Origin of the sequence: Marinomonas sp. MED121 (genome assembly GCF_000153025.1) — a bacterium.
In the GTDB taxonomy this organism is placed as follows: domain Bacteria; phylum Pseudomonadota; class Gammaproteobacteria; order Pseudomonadales; family Marinomonadaceae; genus Marinomonas.
Genome location: NZ_CH672432.1, coordinates 503670 through 522798, shown reverse-complemented (window position 1 = coordinate 522798; position 19129 = coordinate 503670). Strand labels below are relative to the sequence as shown.

General features: G+C 40.3%; 19 protein-coding genes. 14 read left to right on the top strand and 5 right to left on the bottom strand.

All coding sequences use genetic code 11. The features are described from left to right. Positions 1 to 21 precede the first annotated feature (21 nt). The 3 genes from MED121_RS17705 (at position 22) to MED121_RS17695 (ending at position 2821) form a co-directional block, all read left to right on the top strand. The gene (locus tag MED121_RS17705; RefSeq protein WP_036181150.1) at positions 22 to 708 is read left to right on the top strand and encodes a response regulator transcription factor; all 687 of its coding nucleotides are present in this window, start codon (positions 22 to 24) and stop codon (positions 706 to 708) included. Then, the gene (locus MED121_RS23845; protein WP_009835122.1) at positions 708 to 2117 is read left to right on the top strand and encodes a HAMP domain-containing sensor histidine kinase; all 1410 of its coding nucleotides are present in this window, start codon (positions 708 to 710) and stop codon (positions 2115 to 2117) included. Before MED121_RS17705 ends, MED121_RS23845 begins: the two co-directional genes overlap by 1 nt. Positions 2118 to 2197: 80 nt before the next feature. After that, positions 2198 to 2821, top strand: coding sequence for a LysE family translocator (locus MED121_RS17695; RefSeq protein WP_242603223.1), 624 nt, complete (start codon positions 2198 to 2200; stop codon positions 2819 to 2821). On the opposite strand, the gene MED121_RS17690 is transcribed toward MED121_RS17695, so the two are convergent. Then, positions 2807 to 3793: an AraC family transcriptional regulator gene (locus MED121_RS17690; RefSeq protein ID WP_131471003.1), complete on the bottom strand. Its 987-nt coding sequence runs from the start codon at positions 3791 to 3793 to the stop codon at positions 2807 to 2809. The genes MED121_RS17695 and MED121_RS17690 overlap by 15 nt on opposite strands. 365 nt (positions 3794 to 4158) lie before the next feature. On the opposite strand from MED121_RS17690, the gene MED121_RS17685 reads away from it, so the two are divergent. Both MED121_RS17685 and MED121_RS17680 read left to right on the top strand, forming a co-directional pair. Beyond that, positions 4159 to 5367: an ETX/MTX2 family pore-forming toxin gene (locus MED121_RS17685; protein ID WP_009835119.1), complete on the top strand. Its 1209-nt coding sequence runs from the start codon at positions 4159 to 4161 to the stop codon at positions 5365 to 5367. A gap of 164 nt (positions 5368 to 5531) precedes the next feature. Continuing rightward, positions 5532 to 5744, top strand: a complete 213-nt coding sequence (locus tag MED121_RS17680; RefSeq protein WP_036181008.1) for a hypothetical protein — start codon at positions 5532 to 5534, stop codon at positions 5742 to 5744. A 210-nt stretch (positions 5745 to 5954) separates the two neighbouring features. On the opposite strand, the gene MED121_RS17675 is transcribed toward MED121_RS17680, so the two are convergent. After that, positions 5955 to 6602: an XRE family transcriptional regulator gene (locus MED121_RS17675; RefSeq protein ID WP_009835118.1), complete on the bottom strand. Its 648-nt coding sequence runs from the start codon at positions 6600 to 6602 to the stop codon at positions 5955 to 5957. Positions 6603 to 7059: 457 nt separating this feature from the next. Between MED121_RS17675 and glnT the strand changes: the two genes are divergently transcribed. The 6 genes from glnT (at position 7060) to ribE (ending at position 13500) form a co-directional block, all read left to right on the top strand. After that, positions 7060 to 8394, top strand: coding sequence for a type III glutamate--ammonia ligase (glnT, locus tag MED121_RS17670; protein WP_009835117.1), 1335 nt, complete (start codon positions 7060 to 7062; stop codon positions 8392 to 8394). Positions 8395 to 8437: 43 nt separating this feature from the next. Further along, complete coding sequence (locus MED121_RS17665) at positions 8438 to 9337, top strand: glutamine amidotransferase family protein (protein ID WP_036181007.1); 900 nt, start codon at positions 8438 to 8440, stop codon at positions 9335 to 9337. 16 nt (positions 9338 to 9353) lie between these two features. Then, entirely contained in the window at positions 9354 to 10037 is a 684-nt protein-coding gene (locus MED121_RS17660; RefSeq protein ID WP_009835115.1) for a protein glxC, read from the top strand. Between the two features lie 21 nt (positions 10038 to 10058). After that, positions 10059 to 11381, top strand: a complete 1323-nt coding sequence (locus tag MED121_RS17655) for an FMN-binding glutamate synthase family protein (RefSeq protein ID WP_009835114.1) — start codon at positions 10059 to 10061, stop codon at positions 11379 to 11381. Between the two features lie 467 nt (positions 11382 to 11848). Beyond that, entirely contained in the window at positions 11849 to 12964 is a 1116-nt protein-coding gene (ribBA, locus tag MED121_RS17650) for a bifunctional 3,4-dihydroxy-2-butanone-4-phosphate synthase/GTP cyclohydrolase II (protein ID WP_009835113.1), read from the top strand. A 74-nt stretch (positions 12965 to 13038) separates the two neighbouring features. Beyond that, positions 13039 to 13500 (top strand): 6,7-dimethyl-8-ribityllumazine synthase, encoded by a 462-nt coding sequence (ribE, locus tag MED121_RS17645; protein ID WP_009835112.1) that lies wholly within the window; start codon positions 13039 to 13041, stop codon positions 13498 to 13500. Positions 13501 to 13636: 136 nt separating this feature from the next. Here ribE and MED121_RS17640 read toward each other — a convergent pair whose 3' ends face one another. Continuing rightward, entirely contained in the window at positions 13637 to 14569 is a 933-nt protein-coding gene (locus MED121_RS17640; RefSeq protein ID WP_009835111.1) for an AraC family transcriptional regulator, read from the bottom strand. Positions 14570 to 14722: 153 nt separating this feature from the next. On the opposite strand from MED121_RS17640, the gene MED121_RS17635 reads away from it, so the two are divergent. The 3 genes from MED121_RS17635 to nrtS are packed head-to-tail and all read left to right on the top strand — an operon-like array spanning position 14723 to position 16651. Further along, a complete protein-coding gene (locus MED121_RS17635) occupies positions 14723 to 15010 on the top strand; it encodes a glutaredoxin domain-containing protein (protein ID WP_009835110.1) in 288 nt (95 codons plus the stop codon). Positions 15011 to 15021: 11 nt separating this feature from the next. After that, positions 15022 to 16437 carry a dihydrolipoyl dehydrogenase gene (locus MED121_RS17630; RefSeq protein ID WP_009835109.1) on the top strand — a complete coding sequence of 472 codons (1416 nt, stop codon included), beginning with the start codon at positions 15022 to 15024 and terminating at the stop codon, positions 16435 to 16437. 22 nt (positions 16438 to 16459) lie between these two features. Beyond that, positions 16460 to 16651: a nitrate/nitrite transporter NrtS gene (gene nrtS / locus MED121_RS17625; RefSeq protein WP_009835108.1), complete on the top strand. Its 192-nt coding sequence runs from the start codon at positions 16460 to 16462 to the stop codon at positions 16649 to 16651. A gap of 117 nt (positions 16652 to 16768) precedes the next feature. Here nrtS and MED121_RS17620 read toward each other — a convergent pair whose 3' ends face one another. Continuing rightward, positions 16769 to 17863, bottom strand: a complete 1095-nt coding sequence (locus MED121_RS17620) for a mannose-1-phosphate guanylyltransferase/mannose-6-phosphate isomerase (protein ID WP_009835107.1) — start codon at positions 17861 to 17863, stop codon at positions 16769 to 16771. Between the two features lie 119 nt (positions 17864 to 17982). Then, entirely contained in the window at positions 17983 to 19026 is a 1044-nt protein-coding gene (locus tag MED121_RS17615) for a histone deacetylase family protein (protein ID WP_009835106.1), read from the bottom strand. Positions 19027 to 19129 lie beyond the last annotated feature (103 nt).

The window sequence follows — 19129 nt, the reverse complement described above, 5'->3', positions numbered from 1 at the left end:
TTCGTTTTAACTGGAAGTGAAATGAGCGAAACCATCTTAGTTGTGGATGATAAAAGCAATGTACAACAGCTGCTGAGTGAATTTTTAACCGGCCATGGGTATCAGGTTAGATTGGCATCAAATGGTAAAGCAGCCCTTTTAGCATTAGAAGAAAGGGTTCCTGATCTTATTTTATTAGACATTATGATGCCTGAAATGGACGGCTATGGTTTTATTCATACTATGCGTCAAACCCATGATCTTCCGGTTATTATGGTCACGGCAAAGCAGCATGAAGGTGATTTGATTAAGGGCTTTGAATTAGGCGCTGATGATTATTTAATCAAACCGTTTAAGCTAAGTGAATTGCTCGTTAGGATAAAGGCCGTACTGAGGCGTTGTATAAAACATGAGACGCTGACAACGCATCTTTCTTTTGCGGAGTTAGAGCTGGATAAACATCGCCATGATGCGATTTATAAAGGGCAGCTGATTCCTTTAACCAGCAGTGAATTTTGTTTGTTAAGCCTATTGTTACAGTATGCTGAGCAAACGGTTAATAAAGCTGAGTTATGCCGTTATCTAATCGAAAATGGCAATACAGGGCTTGAATCCACTCTCAAAATACATATTCGAAATTTACGCATTAAGCTAAAGCAAAATACGAACAAGGCATTTGAAATTGACAGTGTGTTTGGCGTTGGCTATCGACTTAGTGCTATCAACTAATGAAAATATCACTAAGAGCAAAACTTATTTTAAGCTACTTTGCCTTAACAAGTTTTACCGGCATTCTGATTTTTTTGCTGATTTATTTAACCTCAGATCAAAGATTAAAAAGTTTGGTAAATCAAGAGCAACAAGCCGAAATTATTGCTGAGGTACTTAGTTGGTACCAGATTGAAAGGTCTTGGCAAGGATTTGAAGAATACTATGCCAACCTACACCCCAAAAAGCCTAATGCTTCTAAATTAACTGAGCGAAAGGGCAAAAAAACACCTCCTAAATCGGCCAAAGTACGCATTAATCAACATGGTATTTTAGATGCTGATAAACGTGTCCTAAAGCAATTTTTAACTTTCTCCCCAGGAGACGTTCCACCTGATGTTTATCTCACCAAGATAATACCCATAGAGTTTGAAGGTAAGCTCATCGCTTGGTTTGTACCGAAAGATGGCAAAGGTATTAGTCTTAAATCAGAGAAAAAAATCTTTTTTGAACATACCAATCAAGTCCTTCTCATCGCCGTGGCCACGGCGTTATTTGTGGCGGCGATCTTAGGGGGAATATTAGCAAAATACTTGCTAAGGCCAATCGAGGCGTTAACTAAAGCAAGTCAGGCCATGGCAAAAGGGGATTTGCAACAATCAGTTGTGAAAACGTCCCATGATGAACTCGGTGAATTAGCAGATAGTTTTAATAAAATGAGTGCTGAATTAACCCTAGCAGATACAAAAAGGCGTCAAATGACCGCTGATATTGCTCATGATTTGGGTACACCCTTGCAGGTGATTTCTGGTTATATTGAAATGGCTCAGGATTTAAATAGCCCTTTAGATCCGTCCAAATTGGCGATTATATCAACTGAAATAGGGCACATTAAACGGTTATTAAGTGATTTAACCATCCTGTCTGATGCTGATAAACAAACCTTAAGTGTTATTTGTGTGGATATAAGCCTAACTGGCTTATTTACTCGTATTGAGAGGGCTTATCAGGCGCAATGTGAAAAGGCGGATGTGACACTTTCAACTTGCGTCGAACTTGAAAAAGACACTGCTTTGTTGGACGAAGAGCGCATGATTCAAGTGCTCAGCAACCTTGTCAGCAATGCTTTAAGGTACAGCAAAGATGGTGGTGAGATTTTACTAAAAGTATCGCAAGAAAGTGCATATTTAGTCTTAGAAGTAAGGGATCAGGGGGCAGGTATCCAAGCAGAGCACCTGCCTTTTATATTCGATCGATTTTATCGTATCAGCGATAGTCGAAGTAATGAAAGTGGCCATATGGGGCTTGGCTTATCCATTACTAAAGCCTTGGTTGAACTACAAGGCGGTGTCATCAGTGTTGAGTCAGGTGGCAAAGGTCAAGGTTGCAATTTTCAGATGCGTTTTAAGATGTTTAATATGGATAAATAAGCAATAACATTCAAGAAACTCGCTAATTTATGCCGTATTTTAGCATTTAAAAACTGAATAGCTAATGAGGAGTAATGAGCTTGGAATTAACACAAATATTGGCATACATGACGGCACTAGCAATCGCAGCGGTTATTCCCGGGCCAGGTATGACAGCACTTGTAGCAAGGAGTGTGAATACCGGAACGGGTGCAGGCTTTGTGATGTTATTGGGTTTAATCTTGGGGGATTTAACCTATTTATCCTTTGCTGTCTTTGGATTGGCAATACTGGCTGCTAGTTTTAGTTTGTTGTTTGTTTTGGTGAAATGGGGCGCGCTTTGTTATTTGTGTTATTTAGCCTATTGCTTTTGGACAGCAGAGCATCAAAACCTAGATAGTCAAATACAGCCTAAGAGAAAAGATTACATTAGTGCCGCTATTTCTGGCTATACCATCACCTTAGGTAACCCTAAAACGATTGCATTTTATATGGCGCTTCTTCCGGTCGTAATTGATTTAGAATTGGTAAATATGAAGACTTGGGCATTGGTATTAGTACCCAGTACCATGCTTGTGTTAGGTGTAATTGGCGCTGTTTTTATTTTGGCAGCTATGGCGGTCAGACAAGCGTTGTCGAGTAAAAAAGCACAAACCTTATTACATCGAGGTGCTGCAACGACTATGTTAGGCGCGGCGGGCAGCATGCTGCTAAGAGAAACCTAATGACCCTTTTAATTGATTCAAGGTTAATCCGTATTTTTTTATAAATAGATAATTAAGTCCGGCAATGGATTGAAAGCCCAAAGTATAGGCAATTTCTTTTGTATTAAACTCAGCTTTAATTAAGTTAATTGCCTCATCACAAATAACTTGATCTAAACATATTTGAAAACTTGTGTTATGTGATTTTAATAATCTTGATAGGGTTTTACTGGTTGTTCCTAGTTGAGCGGAAACCTCATTTAAGCTTGGTTTGTGCCCCTTTCTTAGATTATATCGAATGAGTTTGTTAACACTGAGAACGCAGCCCAATATTCTTTTGTGGTGTTTTGATTTTTTTAATATCTTATATTTGTTGTTCTTGAAAAATGTTGGGTGGCTCATGATTGAAGGTTTTGATAATAATACTCTGTCAATGTGTATTCTTCGATTATTACAATCTGCTTGATAATCTTTTATGTAGGTTTTATTGAAGTCTTTCTCATTTTCATTTGTAAAGAAACATCGGATATATTTTTTTAACATCAAAATGCTTAAATCTAAAATATCTTCATTAAACTCTTTAAAGCTCCCAAGGTTTTCAACACTAAATTGAATGAATTGGTTGTCAACATCCGTGCATTTAAATTCAAAATTAGGCTCCATAACAGCAAAGCCTCGAATTAATAAATCTAAACCATCAGCTAAACTCGGTGCAGCCAGTAACGCGAAACCAAAGCTGCCAAAGTCAGAGAAACTGAGATGCTTTTCTAGCTCATGTGCCAAGCTTAGGTCCTCTGGCATATGATTTTTAATGAGTTGAATGGATTTTAAGAAGGTTTCTACTGTTATTTGATTATGTTCATCTTGCAAGTCCTGATAAGAGATATTACAAGTATGATATAGCTCTTTAAGGTTCAAATCATATTTAAGATAAAACTTATAAGCGATATGAAGTGAATATATTGACATTAAGTTGAAGGATAAATGTTTCAAATCTTATCTCATCGAAAAAGTTTTTTTAAAATTTTTGTCTCTTTATTATTTATATCGGTTTTATTTTCGTAAGTAAACCGAAAGGATTTATATTAACAATATCTAATCTAATGAAAACTCTTTCGTAATTAAAATATGATACTAAATTGTTCAAAAAGTGAACCTGTTTTATTTTGTCCATATTTTTTAGTTGGTTGTCTTTATTTTTTATTGTCTGAATCGGTGTCGTGAATAGATACTCATTTTGCAAATTGAGGTTGATATTTTGTTAAGTTGTTTTTAAGAGAGTGTGGGTGAAAAATAATTTTATGAACCGAAATACTTCCTACTTTTGCAAATTCAATATTCATATACGGATGATAATAATGAAAAAAATAACTGTGATAGCATCGATTTTAGCAAGCTCACAAGTGGTGGTTGCGGATAACTTGTTAGATGAGTACTTTAATACACCAGAAAATGGCGGGACCATTACTTACTTCGAAAGCGTGAGCTTTGGTAAATCAAGTAAAGGTAGCGACTTTGATATGTGTGATAGCTACATGAATACACGGATGCCTGGAGATAAAATCACCGCGATTACTGCATATAGCGGTGATGAGCGTATTAAAGGGTTGAAGATTGAATACTTATACGCTGATGATGAATTAGTAGGCAAAACCACAGGCAGCGGGACTCAAAAGCTTTTAGGCGGCACTGAGTATATTCAAGGCTGGCGTATGTATAAGAAAAATGCGGATAATATTTCGCGTATTAGATTATATGTTGAAGATATGCATGACGGTTCCACACGTGAATTATATTTTGGTTCGAATAATGGCTGGGATAAATGGCAATCTTATGACCTCGCCGTTTCGACGCGCTCTGTGGTGGGGTTCGCGGGGACAGCCAGTGATAGTAAGATCTGGAGTATTTATCCATGTATTGGTGATAGGCTTGAGTTAGAAGAAATTGGTGTTGATATTCATTGGGATCAAATTAGTGAACATTCAGGCACCCAAACTTATTTTGGTGAACGCTTATTACAAAACTCCTCGAGTCTTCAGCAAGGGGATAGTGCAGAAGTTTGGTATATAGACGGCAAAAGTGAAACGGACACTTGGACTGAAACCTTAGGCGTTTCTGCTACTGCTGGCGTGAGTTTAACAGAAAGTTATAAAGTGGGCGTACCTGCCACCGTGGAACAAAGTGGTTCTATTACTTTTAGTTTTTCAGAGACCTTTAGTGCTTCTACAACCGTAGGTGAAAATGTGACAAATAGTACACAAACCACGATTAAAGAAGCGATGCCAGCTAACGTGCCTGCTTATGGATTGATGTTGGCTCGCATGCAAGTTGAAAATAGTGAAGTTGAAGTGCCTTATACTACAACAGTCAGAAATCCTCATAATAATGAAGAATTCGAATTTAAAGGTGTCATTTCAGGGTCTGATTACTCAAATGGCATTAAGCGTTGGGATGAGATTGGTAAAACCTACCCAGATAGATATGAAATATATAAAAGCTATGAGTGGGTGCTAGATCAATATGTGCTAGAAAATGTCACAATTATTGATGATCCTGTTGTTGAATAAAGCTTCATGATTAAATGAAACTTTATAGTTATAAGCGCCATTATGTATTTAATGGCGCTTTTTTTATGTCCTTTTATTACCCATAGGTGTCACTTTATGACTTTCGTTTAGCCATAGCTTAGTTAGAATAAAACCTTGTCTATCACCCTTAAAAGAGGTTAAACATGCCGCAAGTTAGCAAAATACTGAATCAATACTGTCCACGTTCTGGTAAAGCGGTCTCGATGGACTCATTAACCTTATATCTTGGTCATACTGTGGGTTTTTGTAACCCAAGGTGCCGCGATGATTTTAGGGATAATCAAGATAAATGTGATAAAGACAAAATGTATTTTGAGGTATTGATAAAAGAAACATTAGTTAAGATGACTTACTGAGTAAAATGCCTCTAAATTGCATTGTTTAGTGTCTATAGGGAAGCCCCATGGCTTGATCAAAAAAGATGATAAAGCCACTCTTTATAGCCTAAAAACCTCTCTTTAAATTGAGGATCTGATTAATAGAATCACGATTAAGTTGCGCCCATCGCCATAAATCAAAGTGATTTTATGCAGACGCTGAGGCGGGAGGGTTTATTCGTCGGTTTCCTAAGACTTATGCATAATGAATGATAATATTTTTATGGGTACTTGATGTAATACCTCAGGGCCATGAGGGATGTCAGCGTCAAATGAAATGGAATCGCCAGGTTCCATTTTATAGAGATGGTTACCGTGACGATATTCTAATTTCCCTTCAAGTAAATAGACAAACTCTTGTCCTGGATGTGAAAAGGTAGGGAAGACTTCGCTAGCATCATCCATGGTAATCAAAAAAGGTTCATAGGTCTGTTCTTGCCCACGATTGTAACTGAGCAACTGGTAAGTATGGCCTTTGTCTGTGCCTCTTCGTACCACTTCCATTCCTTTTCCAGCTTTAGTGAGCTGAGCGCCTCCTTCAGGTCTGTCATAGTCAGCAAACAGTTGTGAGATAGAAAGCCCGATTGAATCACATAATTTACCTAGGGTATCTAAGCTGGTTGATACTTGTGCATTCTCAATCTTACTTATCATGCCTTGGCTTATTTTGGAAATACGAGCGACTTCAGAAATTTTCAAATTTTGTGAAACCCGTTTATTTCTGATTTGCATCGCGATGTAATCTTCTAATCTAAGTTTGGTAGATGTGCCGTGCCTGTGGCTGATTTCGCCACTATTAAGTGCTTTCGCGTGACGTGATGATGCATCGTTATCCATTAAATTAATCCTACCTATTAAAAATAATGATATTTAAATCATAAAAAGCGAAAAGCCTTTATTTATACAGTGCTAAGAGGCTTCTGAATACCGTTAATTTATTTTTATTAAAGGCATTATCTCTAAGGAAACTAGGAATAAGTTCCTACCTTAACGTGGATCAAAGTCCCTAGGTATATACACCCAAGCTTGCTGCTATTTGTCTGCAAGATGAGTAAAAACTTTTTCTAAGAAGCCACTAAATGGGTTGTATTTATAAATATCATATTCTATCCTCTCAGGAAATAAAAATTCCTGACAGGAAATTTATTTAAGTTTTTGGTGTACGTTTTAGCTCTGTTTTATTGGTGGTTTGTTCGAAAAGTGAAGTGCTTCTAGTTGGTTTGTTATGCATTAGCAAGGCCGATGGAAGCAGTAAGCTAGACAAGGTTTATTCATAAAAAGTAGGAGATAGGCAATGCAGAAACATGTTGTGGAAGACTTCCTTGAAAAAAATAAAATCAAATATGTGCTAGCACAATTTGTCGATATTCATGGTGTCGCGAAAACCAAATCGGTACCTGCTAAGAATATATTTGATGTGGTCGAAAAAGGAGCTGGGTTCGCAGGGTTTGCAGTGAGTGGTTTAGCGATGGAGCCCCATGGACCAGATTTTTTAGCCAGAGGGGATCTTTCAACACTCAGTATCGTCCCTTGGCAGCCGGGATATGCTCGTATGGCATGTGATGGCTATGTTAATGATGAGCTGCATCCTTATTGCTCCCGTGCAGTATTAAAAAAACAGCTTAGCAAGCTAGAGGAGAAAGGATGGACCTTAAATACAGGGCTAGAACCTGAGTTTTATTTATTCAATAAGGGGGAAAAGGGGGAACTAATACCGGTCGATAAATCCGACACTCTAGATAAGCCTTGTTATGACTATAAAGGCCTGTCTCGTTCTCGTGAATTTTTGGAGCGATTGGTTGAATCACTTCAAGCTGTAGATTTTGATGTATATCAAATTGACCATGAAGATGCGAATGGTCAATTTGAAATAAATTATACCTATGGAGATGCACTTGAATCAGCGGATCGATTTACCTTCGTTCGAATGGCGGCTGGTGAAATTGCCAATGACATGGACATTATTTGTTCCTTTATGCCTAAACCTGCTCAAGATAAAACAGGTAATGGTATGCACTTTCATTTATCCATTACGGATGAGTCAGGTAAGAATCTGTTTAATGACGATTCTGACAAGCACAATATGGGCCTTTCAAAAATGGCTTACCATTTCACCGCGGGTATTTTAGCCCATGCAAAAGCCATTTGTGCCTTTGCTGCACCGACGGTGAATTCTTATAAACGTTTAGTTGTAGGAGGAAGTGATTCCGGTGCGACTTGGGCGCCCGCCTATGAATGTTATGGTGATAATAATCGCTCTGCATTGGTTCGAATTCCATATGGTCGTTTAGAATTTCGTTTACCTGACTCTGGTTGTAATCCTTACCTTGTTCATGCTGCACTCATCGCAGCAGGCCTTGATGGTATTGATCGAAAACTTGATCCGGGCGAGCCAACCAACATCAATTTATATGACCTTTCCCTTGCTGAAATTGCTGAGCGAAATATTTCAATCCTGCCTCAAACTTTAAATGATGCCCTTGATGAACTTGAAAAAAATACGCACTTCATTGATTTGATGGGTCAGGAAATTGTGAGTGAGTTTTTAAAAATCAAACGGGCTGAATGGCTTGAGTATTCAAGACATGTCTCAACCTGGGAAGTGGCTAAATACGCAGAGTTTTTCTAAGGCGATAGGGTAATAAGATTTATATCAAATAGGAGTATCTATTGTGTGCGGAATTGTTGGCTTGTATTTAAAAAACGATCGATTTGAAAATGACTTAGGTGCTTTGTTTGAGCCTATGTTAATCACAATGACAGATCGTGGCCCTGATAGTGCAGGGTTTGCTATTTATGGTGATGATGTTCCAGATAATTGGGTTAAGTTGACGTTGAAAGATGCAGATAATACCCATACATGGGCTGAGTTAGAGCAGCAAATTTCAAGTGAATTAGGATGTGACGTACAGTGTACAGTGAACGTGAATGTGGCCGTGTTAAAGGCGCAATCACAGGAAGACACAGTACGTACTTGGCTGTCACAACATTACCCTAGCATTCAGGTGTTGAGCGCGGGTAAATCAATTGAAATCTTAAAAGAGGTGGGGTTACCTGAAGTCATTGCTTCTAAGTTTAACCTAAGTGCAATGAAGGGAAGCCACATTATAGGTCATACTCGCATGGCGACCGAATCAGCGGTCACCATGGAAGGCAGCCACCCTTTTTCTACAGGTTCAGATCTGTGCCTTGTCCATAATGGCTCACTTTCAAACCACAATCGCTTACGCGATAAGTTAAAACGTGACGGTATTAGCTTTGAGACTGAGAATGACTCAGAAGTGGCGGCTGGATACCTCACTTGGCGTTTAAAACAAGGCGACTCTTTAAAAGAAGCTCTTGAAAATGCGCTAAATGACCTTGATGGTTTTTTTACTTTCACGATAGGGACAAAAGACGGTTTTGCTGTAATGCGTGACCCAATAGCCTGCAAACCAGCGGTACTGGCTGAAACTGAAGATTATGTGGCCATGGCATCAGAATATCAGGCTCTCGCCAGCTTACCAGGTATAGAACAAGCCAAAGTGTGGGAACCTGAACCAGCCACTTTCTACATTTGGGAACGTAAATAGGTATAGGAGAGCATGAATGATTACTGTTGATTTAGCCCAAAAAACGGTACGTGAATTGAATCAGTCACTACATACAGAAAATAATATTGAAACCCATAGAGAATGGCGTGTTGAAAATACTAAAGGTGGACATAATATCGCCGTCGGTCTTGATGCGGATATCAAGGTTGATATCCACGGGCATGCTGGCTATTTCTGTGCAGGTATGAATAAAACCGCCAAGATTACGGTCCATGGTAATGCTGGCCAAGGGGTGGCAGAAAACATGATGTCTGGTGTGGTCCGAGTTAAGGGCGATGCTTCTCAAGCTGCTGGCGCAACGGCCCATGGTGGTTTGCTTGTAATAGAAGGCAATGCGGGCGCTCGTTGTGGCATCTCAATGAAAGGGGTTGATATTGTCGTGAAAGGTGATGTGGGCCATATGAGTTGTTTTATGGGGCAGTCTGGATCGCTTGTTGTATGTGGTGATGCTGGTGAGGCATTGGGTGATTCCTTGTATGAAGTTCACATTTACGTCAAAGGTAAGGTGAAATCATTAGGCGCGGATTGCATTAAAAAAGACATGCGAGATGAGCATGTAAAAGAGCTTCAAGCCTTGCTGGATAGCGCAGGTATTGAAGAAGATGTAACCGCGTTTACACGTTATGGTTCCGCACGCGAGCTTTATACATTCAAAGTTGATAATGCATCAGCCTATTAAATTCTTGAGGAGGACTGCCTAATGAGTCAGGAAAATAATGAGAACCTAAGAGAGTCAGCTACCTTTGACCGTACCACTATGGCTGAAATTCGTCGTGCGGCTGATACTGGCATTTATGATATTCGAGGATTTGGGGCTAAGCGTAAACTTCCTCACTTTGATGATTTATTGTTTTTAGGGGCAAGTGTCTCTCGTTACCCACTAGAGGGCTATCGTGAAACTTGTAATACCCGTGTGACCTTAGGTTCACGTTTTGCTAAAAAACCGATCATAATTGATACCCCAGTGACGATTGCAGGTATGAGCTTTGGTGCGCTTTCTGCAAATGCAAAAGAAGCCTTAGGTCGAGGCGCGACAATTGCGGGTACTTCGACAACCACTGGGGATGGTGGTATGACGCCAGAAGAAAGAGGCCAATCCAGTAAGTTAGTGTATCAATATTTACCCTCTCGCTATGGTATGAACCCGGATGACTTACGTAAAGCTGATGCCATTGAAATTGTACTTGGACAGGGGGCGAAACCGGGTGGGGGCGGTATGTTATTGGGTCAAAAAATAACAGATCGTGTCGCTCAAATGCGTAATTTGCCAAAAGGTATTGATCAGCGTTCAGCATGTCGTCACCCTGATTGGACAGGACCTGATGATTTAGCAATTAAGATTCAAGAGATAAGGGAAATTACTGACTGGCAAGTGCCTATTTATATCAAAGTTGGGGCAACCCGTACTTATTATGATGTGAAATTAGCGGTAAAAGCAGGGGCGGATGTCATCGTGGTTGACGGTATGCAAGGGGGAACTGCCGCGACACAAGAGGTCTTTATTGAACATGTTGGCATTCCGACTTTGGCCGCAATTCCACAGGCAGTGCAAGCGCTACAGGAAATGGGGATGCATCGTAAAGTGCAGCTTATCGTATCAGGTGGCATACGTAATGGTGCTGATGTGGCCAAATGTATGGCGCTGGGTGCAGATGCTGTTGCCATAGGGACAGCTGCGCTTGTTGCATTGGGCTGTAATGACCCTAAATGGGACGACGATTTCAAAAAGATTGGCTCAGCAGCAGGTTTTTATGATGATTACCAAGAAGGTAAGGACCCAGCTGGTATTTCGACTCAAGACCCAGACTTAATGAAACGACTTGATCCTGTTGCAGCAGGTAATCGACTGGCTAATTATCTAAGGGTACTAACGCTTGAAGCGCAAACCTTGGCTCGTGCTTGTGGTAAAAATGATTTGCGTAATTTAGAACCTGAAGACCTTGTTGCTTTGACTGTCGAGTCCGCGGCAATGGCACGTGTGCCTTTAGCGGGAACGAATTGGGTGCCAGGCCAAGGCTTTTAACTTTTAATACTTACTACTCCTCAAAGCGTTTTTGCCACGTCTAATGACGTGGCTTTTTTTATGCTTGTCGAGTCACTTCTCATGAATAGAGTCACTGTTCATCTAGGAAACCGACTCAATTCTTTCTTGGCTCTCTTTTTTATCTTTTGAATTCACTGTATTTTGATTAAGTTTCAATAGCTTATCCCTTGGTTTTTAACTTGCTAAAATGATCTCTATCAAATTAAACTCAAGTTCACTATGTCAAGATAAGCGCAATTTTGTATAAGTGATATTTATTGAAAAAGAGTTTATTGCCCCCACTCTAATGAGGGCAGCATCGTATAACGTATTAATCTGGGTATAGACTGATATAAACCTTTATATCCTTGTTTACATGAAATCAACCATGTTTTTAATGGAGCTTGGGTGAGGTTATCAGCTCGCTTCTCTCCATTAAGCGTTACAGAATAAATAGAGAGTATCTAATGGCACTTAATAGTATTGAAGAGATCATTGCAGATATCAAAGCCGGTAAAATGGTGATTTTGATGGATGATGAAGACAGGGAAAATGAAGGTGATATCATTGTTGCCGCTGAGAAAGTCACGCCTGAAATCATTAACTTTATGGCCAGTAAAGCCAGAGGGCTGATTTGCCTCACATTAACACCAGAGCGCTGTGATTACCTAGGGTTACCATCTATGGTGGCAGGCAATGGCTCTAAATTTAGTACGCCTTTTACCGTATCGATTGAGGCGGCAGAAGGCGTTACGACAGGTATTAGTGCCGCCGATAGAGCGAAAACAGTATTAGCTGCCGTTAACCCTATGGGCAAGCCAGATGATATTGTCCAGCCCGGTCATATTTTTCCTTTAAGAGCACAAGCGGCGGGTGTGTTATTACGTGCTGGCCATACTGAAGCGGGTTGTGACTTAGCGGCTCTTGCCGGTCTTCAGCCGTCTAGTTGTATTGTCGAAATCATGAACGAAGATGGCACCATGGCAAGACGTCCAGAGCTTGAAGTCTTTGCCAAAGAACATGATTTAAAAGTTGGAACCATTGCCGACTTAATTAAATATCGCATGGCCAATGAACATACTATTGAAAAACTGAGCCAAGATAAGCTCACTACTGGCTTTGGTGAATTTGACCTGCACCTCTATAAAGATACCATTAATAATGAAACCCATATGGCATTAACTCATGGTGATATTAAGGCTGCCAAAACACCTTTAGTACGCGTTCAATCTGAGGAAACTCTTAGGGATATGTTGGGCGTTAGTAGTCCAGATTCAAACAGCTGGCCTATGGCTGAGGCTCTTAAGGTTATTGCAGAATCCGATGCTGGGGTATTGGTCTTATTAAATGTGGGTGAGAGAGAAGATTTAGTGAGTTCGGTGGAAACTTTTTTTGGCCGTCAAAAGCCCCAACCGAATGGCAATATCGACAGTTCAGGTTCTTATGTCACTATAGGGACTGGCTCTCAAATTTTAAGGGATCTTGGGGTGAGTAAAATGAAACTGCTAAGTAGTCCAATGAAATTTACCGGTATCTCTGGCTTTGAATTAGAAGTGGTGGACTATCTCGAATACCAAAACTAGCCAGTTTAATTGCAGAATTAAGCTTTAAAGCATTAACTAACAATATTAGTGATACAGATAAGTAAGGGAAAAAAATGAAAAAGATTGAAGGTAACTTTACGCCGCTAGATGCTAAATTTGTCATTGTGAATACCACTTGGAATGAATTTGTCGTGGATAAATTGGTCGAGGGTGCTGTGCGTGGTTTAACACGACACGGTATCAGTGAAGATGATATTACTTTGGTGAGCTGTCCTGGTGCATTTGAAGTGCCCCTTGTGGTTAAAAAATTAGCAGAAAGCGGTAAGTATGATGCTGTTATTGCGTTAGGTGCGGTTATTCGTGGTTCTACGCCGCATTTTGATTATGTTGCAGGCGAAGCAGTAAGTGGCCTGGGTAAAATCTCTTTAGACACTAATGTGCCGATTTCTTTCGGCATTCTAACGGTCGATACCATAGAACAAGCCATTGAGCGTGCTGGTACAAAAGCCGGTAACAAGGGTGAAGAGTCCGCGTTATGTGCTTATGAAATGGTGAGCCTGCTTAAACAAATCTAACATTGCGTCGGTTGCAGTTCTTTTTAGCGCTAAGATTTGATCGTTAAGTTTTTAGTGCTATTGCTGTGAAAGAAAAAGCCTTGATTGGAGTGAATCTAATCAAGGCTTTTCTATATGCAATATCTAAGAGTTGAAATTAATACTTGCTCGCTCGCCTAACAAATCCAGGTGTTTCAGCAAAAAAGGCTTTAAATGCCTTACTAAAAGCCGCTTCGGAAGAGTAGCCCGCATCTTCGGCAATTTGATACATGGAATCATCTGTACTTTCTAATCGTGTTTTAGCTTTTTGCATACGCCAGTTAAGAAGGTAAGTTTTTGGCGCTTGTCCAACAAGCTTAGAAAACTTATCGGTAAAGGCACTGCGAGACATAGCCACTTCTTCCCCTAGCTTCTCGATCGTCCAATGGGCTGATTCTTCGGCGTGTATTAGATTGAGTGTGGTGCCAATTTGCTGGTCATTTAAGGCAGCGAGGTAATTATGTTTATTTGGCTGGGATGCTAAAAAGTAGCGAATGATCTGGATAAATAAGACTTCCGTTAATCTATCTAGCATCAGGCTAGACCCTGGCGAAGGCGTTCTTGACTCCCTTGAAAGCGTCGCAACGAGCTCACTCATCCATCTTTGTTCGTTATTTTGTTCTGACTTTATGTGTATGAAGCAAGGCAGGTCTCGAATAAAAGGGTGTTTCATCTTGGTGTCATAACTGAATGAGCCGCACATAAGGGTGTTTTTAATTTCTTTATTTAAGTGCTTGGCTCTTTCTTTAAAGGGGCTTTCGCCTGAGCGTATTTTATCAACAACAAAGTGACTTGGCATTTTAGGGCTGTCTTGGTGATCGCTAATCCAATGGGCGCCACCGCTTGGAAAGGCAACGATATCACCTTGATTCAAAGCGATGATAGTTTGACTTTGCTCAATGTTTAAAAAGCAGCTTCCTTCAATTACCACATGGAACATACCTTCACTGGCTTCATCCATCACAATTCCCCATGGCGCGTGAAAATCACTGCAAAAATAAGTTTGAGTGTTTAAGCGTAGGGTTTTTAGTACATCAGTTAATGCATCCAAAATAGAGATCCAAAGTGAGTTAGGGTCGTGATTGTCATTTATCCAAGCATTTTGGACAAAATGACAATTTATATGGCTATTTCCTCATATTTTGACGCCATTATATAAGGATAATGGCATGTATTGAAAACATGAAGATTTTGGAGATACCCTATGAGTCAATCAATCACAGCCCCAAAGCTCGCTTTATATCATTATCATGCTTGTCCATTTTGTGCTTATACACGCCAAGCACTTGATAAATTGAAGTTGAATGTCGAGCGCAGGGATATTCAAAAAAGTGCCCAACACAGAAGGGATTTAATTGCGGGTGGTGGTAGCAAACAAGTGCCTTGTTTAAGGATTGAGCGTGAAGATGGCCAAGTGAAGTGGCTTTATGAATCACAAGATATCGTGAGCTTTCTTGTTCACTATTCACAGCAAACTGATTTAATTGCGTAGGGGTAGCAAAAATGAATGTTAAAGACGTTGATGTTGCCATTATTGGAACTGGCACCGCCGGCATGGCGGCTTATCGCGCAGCGAAAGCGTTTACTAATAAGATCGCTTTGATCGAAGCGGGTGAATATGGCACTACCTGTGCGCGTGTTGGTTGCATGCCAAGTAAACTACTTATCGCCGCTGCAGAAGCTACACACCATGCCCGTCAGGCGAATACCTTTGGTATTGATGTCTCTGGTATTAAGGTAGATGGGGCAAAAGTGCTAGAAAGAGTCAGAAGTGAGCGAGACCGATTTGTTGGTTTTGTCATTGAAGCGGTTGAGGGCTTTGATGCCGATCATAAGGTGAAAGGCTATGCCAGATTTGTTGATGACAACACGCTTTTAATTGATGATCACACTCAAATAAAAGCGAAGCGAATTGTCATAGCGACAGGCTCAAGGCCGCATTTTGCAGATCTTTTTTATAACGCTGGTGAAAGGCTGCTGATCAATGATGATGTGTTTGAACTAGACGCCTTGCCAAAATCCCTTGCGGTATTCGGCCCAGGTGTGATTGGACTTGAGCTGGGTCAGGCATTGAGCCGATTAGGTGTTGAAGTAAAGGTATTTGGTCGCAGTGGATCGTTAGCAGGATTCCAAGATCCAGAGATTAAAAACTATGCGAAAGCGACCTTTAACAAAGAGTTTTTATTGGATTTGGACACAGAGCTTAAACGTATTAGCAAGCTTGATGATGGTGTTGAAGTTGAATATATCAATGAGCAGGGTTTGAGTGTGACTGAAAGCTTTGAATACATCTTGGCCGCAACGGGTCGCAAAGCCAACCTTGATAATTTGAACTTATCACTCACAAGTTTAGTGTTAGATGATAGTGGTACGCCGATTTTTGATGAGAAAACTTTGCAGACTAGCTGTGACCATATCTTTATCGCGGGAGATGCAAATGCATTTATACCGCTTTTGCATGAAGCCGCTGATGAGGGCAAAACGGCAGGTGCTAATGCTGGGCGATACCCTGATGTGCAAGCAGGCTTAAGACGAGCTGGGATTGCGGTTGCTTTTACTGATCCTCAAATTGCCAGCATGGGTTTAACGCTTGCGCAAATTGAACTCGCTTATGGCGATAATTTTGCAGTGGGTGAGGTGAGCTTTGAAGGGCAAGGTCGAAGCCGAGTCATGGCTAAAAACCAAGGCATGCTTAAAGTCTATGGCGATAAGCATTCTGGTGAGTTTTTAGGGGCGGAGATGTTTGGCCCAGCCGCTGAGCATGTGGCGCATTTATTATCTTGGGCGATACAGCAAAAGCTGACAGTGGCTGACATTCTAGAGATGCCTTTTTACCATCCTGTTATCGAAGAAGGGGTGAGAACGGCATTCAGAGATTTGGCCTCGAACCTTAATGTGTCACTTGTACCGCACCATTAAATTTTGCCCTTAGGATAAAAAAATGACAAAGAAGTTAACAAAAAATCTTGTGTTTAAAGCCATGAAAGTGGCAAGTGTGGTGGGAACTGTCTTGTTGGTTATCAACCAATACGATGCCTTATTTGGTGATGCTCAGCTTAGGTTCGCTTCGGCGCTACTGACGTATTGTGTGCCTTTTGTCGTCTTTCTTTCGGGCAAGCTCTCCAAAGACTAAGGATTAAAGACTAAAGACAAGCGATTTAGTTTTCTATCATTGCTTGCTAACAATTGGCGAGCAATGATGGTGTCTTTAAATTGCTAACTTTCTTTCCCAAAAAATGCCTTAATTTGGTTAATCCTTTGCAGTTGCTTGCTTAATTAAATACTCACTTCGATTTGTTTGTTTTAATTGTGTAATTAACTTGCTCATGTCCTGACTTTTATCCTTGTTCATCACAAGTACAGCATCGGCAGTTTCAATAATGACTAAATTTTCAATGCCTAGGGTCGCGACTAGCCTTGATTCAGATTTCACTAAGCAACTTTTCGTGTCATGACTAATGATATCGCCAATTAAGCAGTTTGCTTTTTTGTCTTTCGCTGTTTGATCGTATACGGCTGACCAATTTCCTAAATCTTGCCAGTCACAATAAAAGGGCACGACTTTAGCCACTTTTGTTTGTTCCATCAGTGCATAGTCAATTGAATTTGAAGGGCACGACTTAAATGCTTGGCTACCTATGCGGATAAAATCATCATCCTGTTTTCGTTCATTAAAAGCAGATGCACAGGCTTGATAAATACGCTTTTCATATGTTTTTAGCTCATTAAGGAAGGTGTTTGCTTTGAATGCAAACATGCCAGAATTCCAAAGGTAGTCATCTTTTTGTATGTATTCATTGGCTTTTGCTAGAGAAGGTTTCTCAATAAAGGCGAGCACATTATTGTCTAATCCTGCTTTTATGTAACCATACCCTGTTTCAGCTTGGGTTGGTTTGATTCCAAAAGTGACTAACTTGTTTTGTTGCGCTAATTGGTGGGCTTTAACAATGCTTTGATCGTAGCTCTCATCCCATAGGATACTATGATCAGCAGGCAAAACTAACAAAGTCTCTTCAGGCGTTTCTTGTAATGACTCTAAGGCGGCAAGCGTAATTGCTGGGGCTGTATTTCGCGCTTCTGGTTCTAATAATATGCGGGTATTGGTTAGATAAGCATGGGTGCTTTTTAGAGACTCTAATTGTTGTGCAATGACAAACCTGTGTATTTGGTTGCAGACTATAATAGGGGCATTTAAGTTAAGGTGCGCGATTCTTACTAACGTTTGTTGTAATAGGCTTAAGTCATTTTCTGTCAATGTAAGACAGGGTTTAGGGTAAGTTAAGCGCGAAGAGGGCCAAAGGCGACTGCCAAACCCACCGCATAAGATAACGGGTGTAATATTCATGTATTCTGACTCAAGTTGCTCGTTAGAAACGGATTAAGTTGGCTTAATCCGTATGCCGCGCATACTAACCGAGTTTTAGACATGAGGCTACTTTGCTTTTTAGTGGCGACTCTTTTTGCCTATACAGCATGTCTTTGTGAATTAAAGCCCTCTAAGACATTAACGGTATTTATGCCAATTTCTTCAACGGCATAACCACCTTCCATCACAAATAAAGTGGGTAGGCCAAGGCTTGCTATGCGTTTTCCATAATCATAAAAATCATCGGATTTGAGCTTAAAAGCACTGATAGGATCATTTTCAAAAGTATCGACACCTAATGATACGACAAGGACTTCAGCATTAAATTGTTTGATTTGCTCAAAGCTTTTCTCAAGAGCATTTCCCCATGTTGTGTAATCGCTGCCAGCAGCAAGTGGGTAGTTAAAGCAACATCCTTCACCTTCGTTTTCACCGGTTTCATTGGCATAGCCTAAAAAGTAAGGGAAAGCGAAATCAGGATCCCCATGAATGGACAGTGTTTGTACGTCATTTCGCTGATAGAAAATTTGTTGCGTACCATTACCGTGGTGATAATCCACATCTAAAATGCTGACTTTGGCATATCCATTATCACGAAGGTATTGGGCTGCAATCGCGGCATTATTTAAGAAACAATATCCGCCAAATTGATCATGGGCGGCATGATGACCAGGTGGTCGGCATAAGGCAAAGGCACTCTTTTCTCCTTGAATAATATGCTCGGCGGCTGTTAGAGCGACATCTTTGGCTGCATTCACTGCTTGCCATGTACCAGCTGAGATAGCGGTTTCTGCCGCTAATGCATAATGGCCTAATTGTGCTTCAATATTACTCGGAATGACTTTAGATGGCATGGAGCGTGAAGGCCAAATGTTCGGGATCGCATCGCAGGTATGTCCGGCTGCTTGCCACTTTTGCCAAACGCTTTGTAAAAAGCTGACGTAATCTTTGCTGTGTACCTTATGAACGGTATCAAGGTTAAAAGCTTGCTCGGAAATGGGCTTATCAAACCCTCTTTTATCTAACTCACTCAATATATAGTCAATGCGTTCTTTACACTCAAATGGCGGGACTAATTCCCCATTATGAATTTCGGCTTTAACTTGTCTTAATGTATGTTTATCAGAATAAATGGTTTTCATAGATAGCCTTGAGTTTCTTGTTTTTAGTTATTTCTGAATTGAGATAATAAGTTTAAAGCTAAAAAGTGTTAGATATTAGATGTATAATTTAACAAATCTTATA

Bases quoted from the DNA above. Each gene is read 5' to 3' on its own strand.
- MED121_RS17705 (WP_036181150.1), top strand. From the start codon at position 22: ATGAGCGAAACCATCTTAGTTGTGGATGATAAAAGCAATGTACAACAG.
- MED121_RS23845 (WP_009835122.1), top strand. From the start codon at position 708: ATGAAAATATCACTAAGAGCAAAACTTATTTTAAGCTACTTTGCCTTA.
- MED121_RS17685 (WP_009835119.1), top strand. From the start codon at position 4,159: ATGAAAAAAATAACTGTGATAGCATCGATTTTAGCAAGCTCACAAGTG.
- MED121_RS17680 (WP_036181008.1), top strand. From the start codon at position 5,532: ATGCCGCAAGTTAGCAAAATACTGAATCAATACTGTCCACGTTCTGGT.
- MED121_RS17675 (WP_009835118.1), bottom strand. From the start codon at position 6,602: ATGGATAACGATGCATCATCACGTCACGCGAAAGCACTTAATAGTGGC.
- glnT (WP_009835117.1), top strand. From the start codon at position 7,060: ATGCAGAAACATGTTGTGGAAGACTTCCTTGAAAAAAATAAAATCAAA.
- MED121_RS17660 (WP_009835115.1), top strand. From the start codon at position 9,354: ATGATTACTGTTGATTTAGCCCAAAAAACGGTACGTGAATTGAATCAG.
- MED121_RS17655 (WP_009835114.1), top strand. From the start codon at position 10,059: ATGAGTCAGGAAAATAATGAGAACCTAAGAGAGTCAGCTACCTTTGAC.
- ribBA (WP_009835113.1), top strand. From the start codon at position 11,849: ATGGCACTTAATAGTATTGAAGAGATCATTGCAGATATCAAAGCCGGT.
- ribE (WP_009835112.1), top strand. From the start codon at position 13,039: ATGAAAAAGATTGAAGGTAACTTTACGCCGCTAGATGCTAAATTTGTC.
- MED121_RS17635 (WP_009835110.1), top strand. From the start codon at position 14,723: ATGAGTCAATCAATCACAGCCCCAAAGCTCGCTTTATATCATTATCAT.
- MED121_RS17630 (WP_009835109.1), top strand. From the start codon at position 15,022: ATGAATGTTAAAGACGTTGATGTTGCCATTATTGGAACTGGCACCGCC.
- nrtS (WP_009835108.1), top strand. From the start codon at position 16,460: ATGACAAAGAAGTTAACAAAAAATCTTGTGTTTAAAGCCATGAAAGTG.
- MED121_RS17620 (WP_009835107.1), bottom strand. From the start codon at position 17,863: ATGAATATTACACCCGTTATCTTATGCGGTGGGTTTGGCAGTCGCCTT.
- MED121_RS17615 (WP_009835106.1), bottom strand. From the start codon at position 19,026: ATGAAAACCATTTATTCTGATAAACATACATTAAGACAAGTTAAAGCC.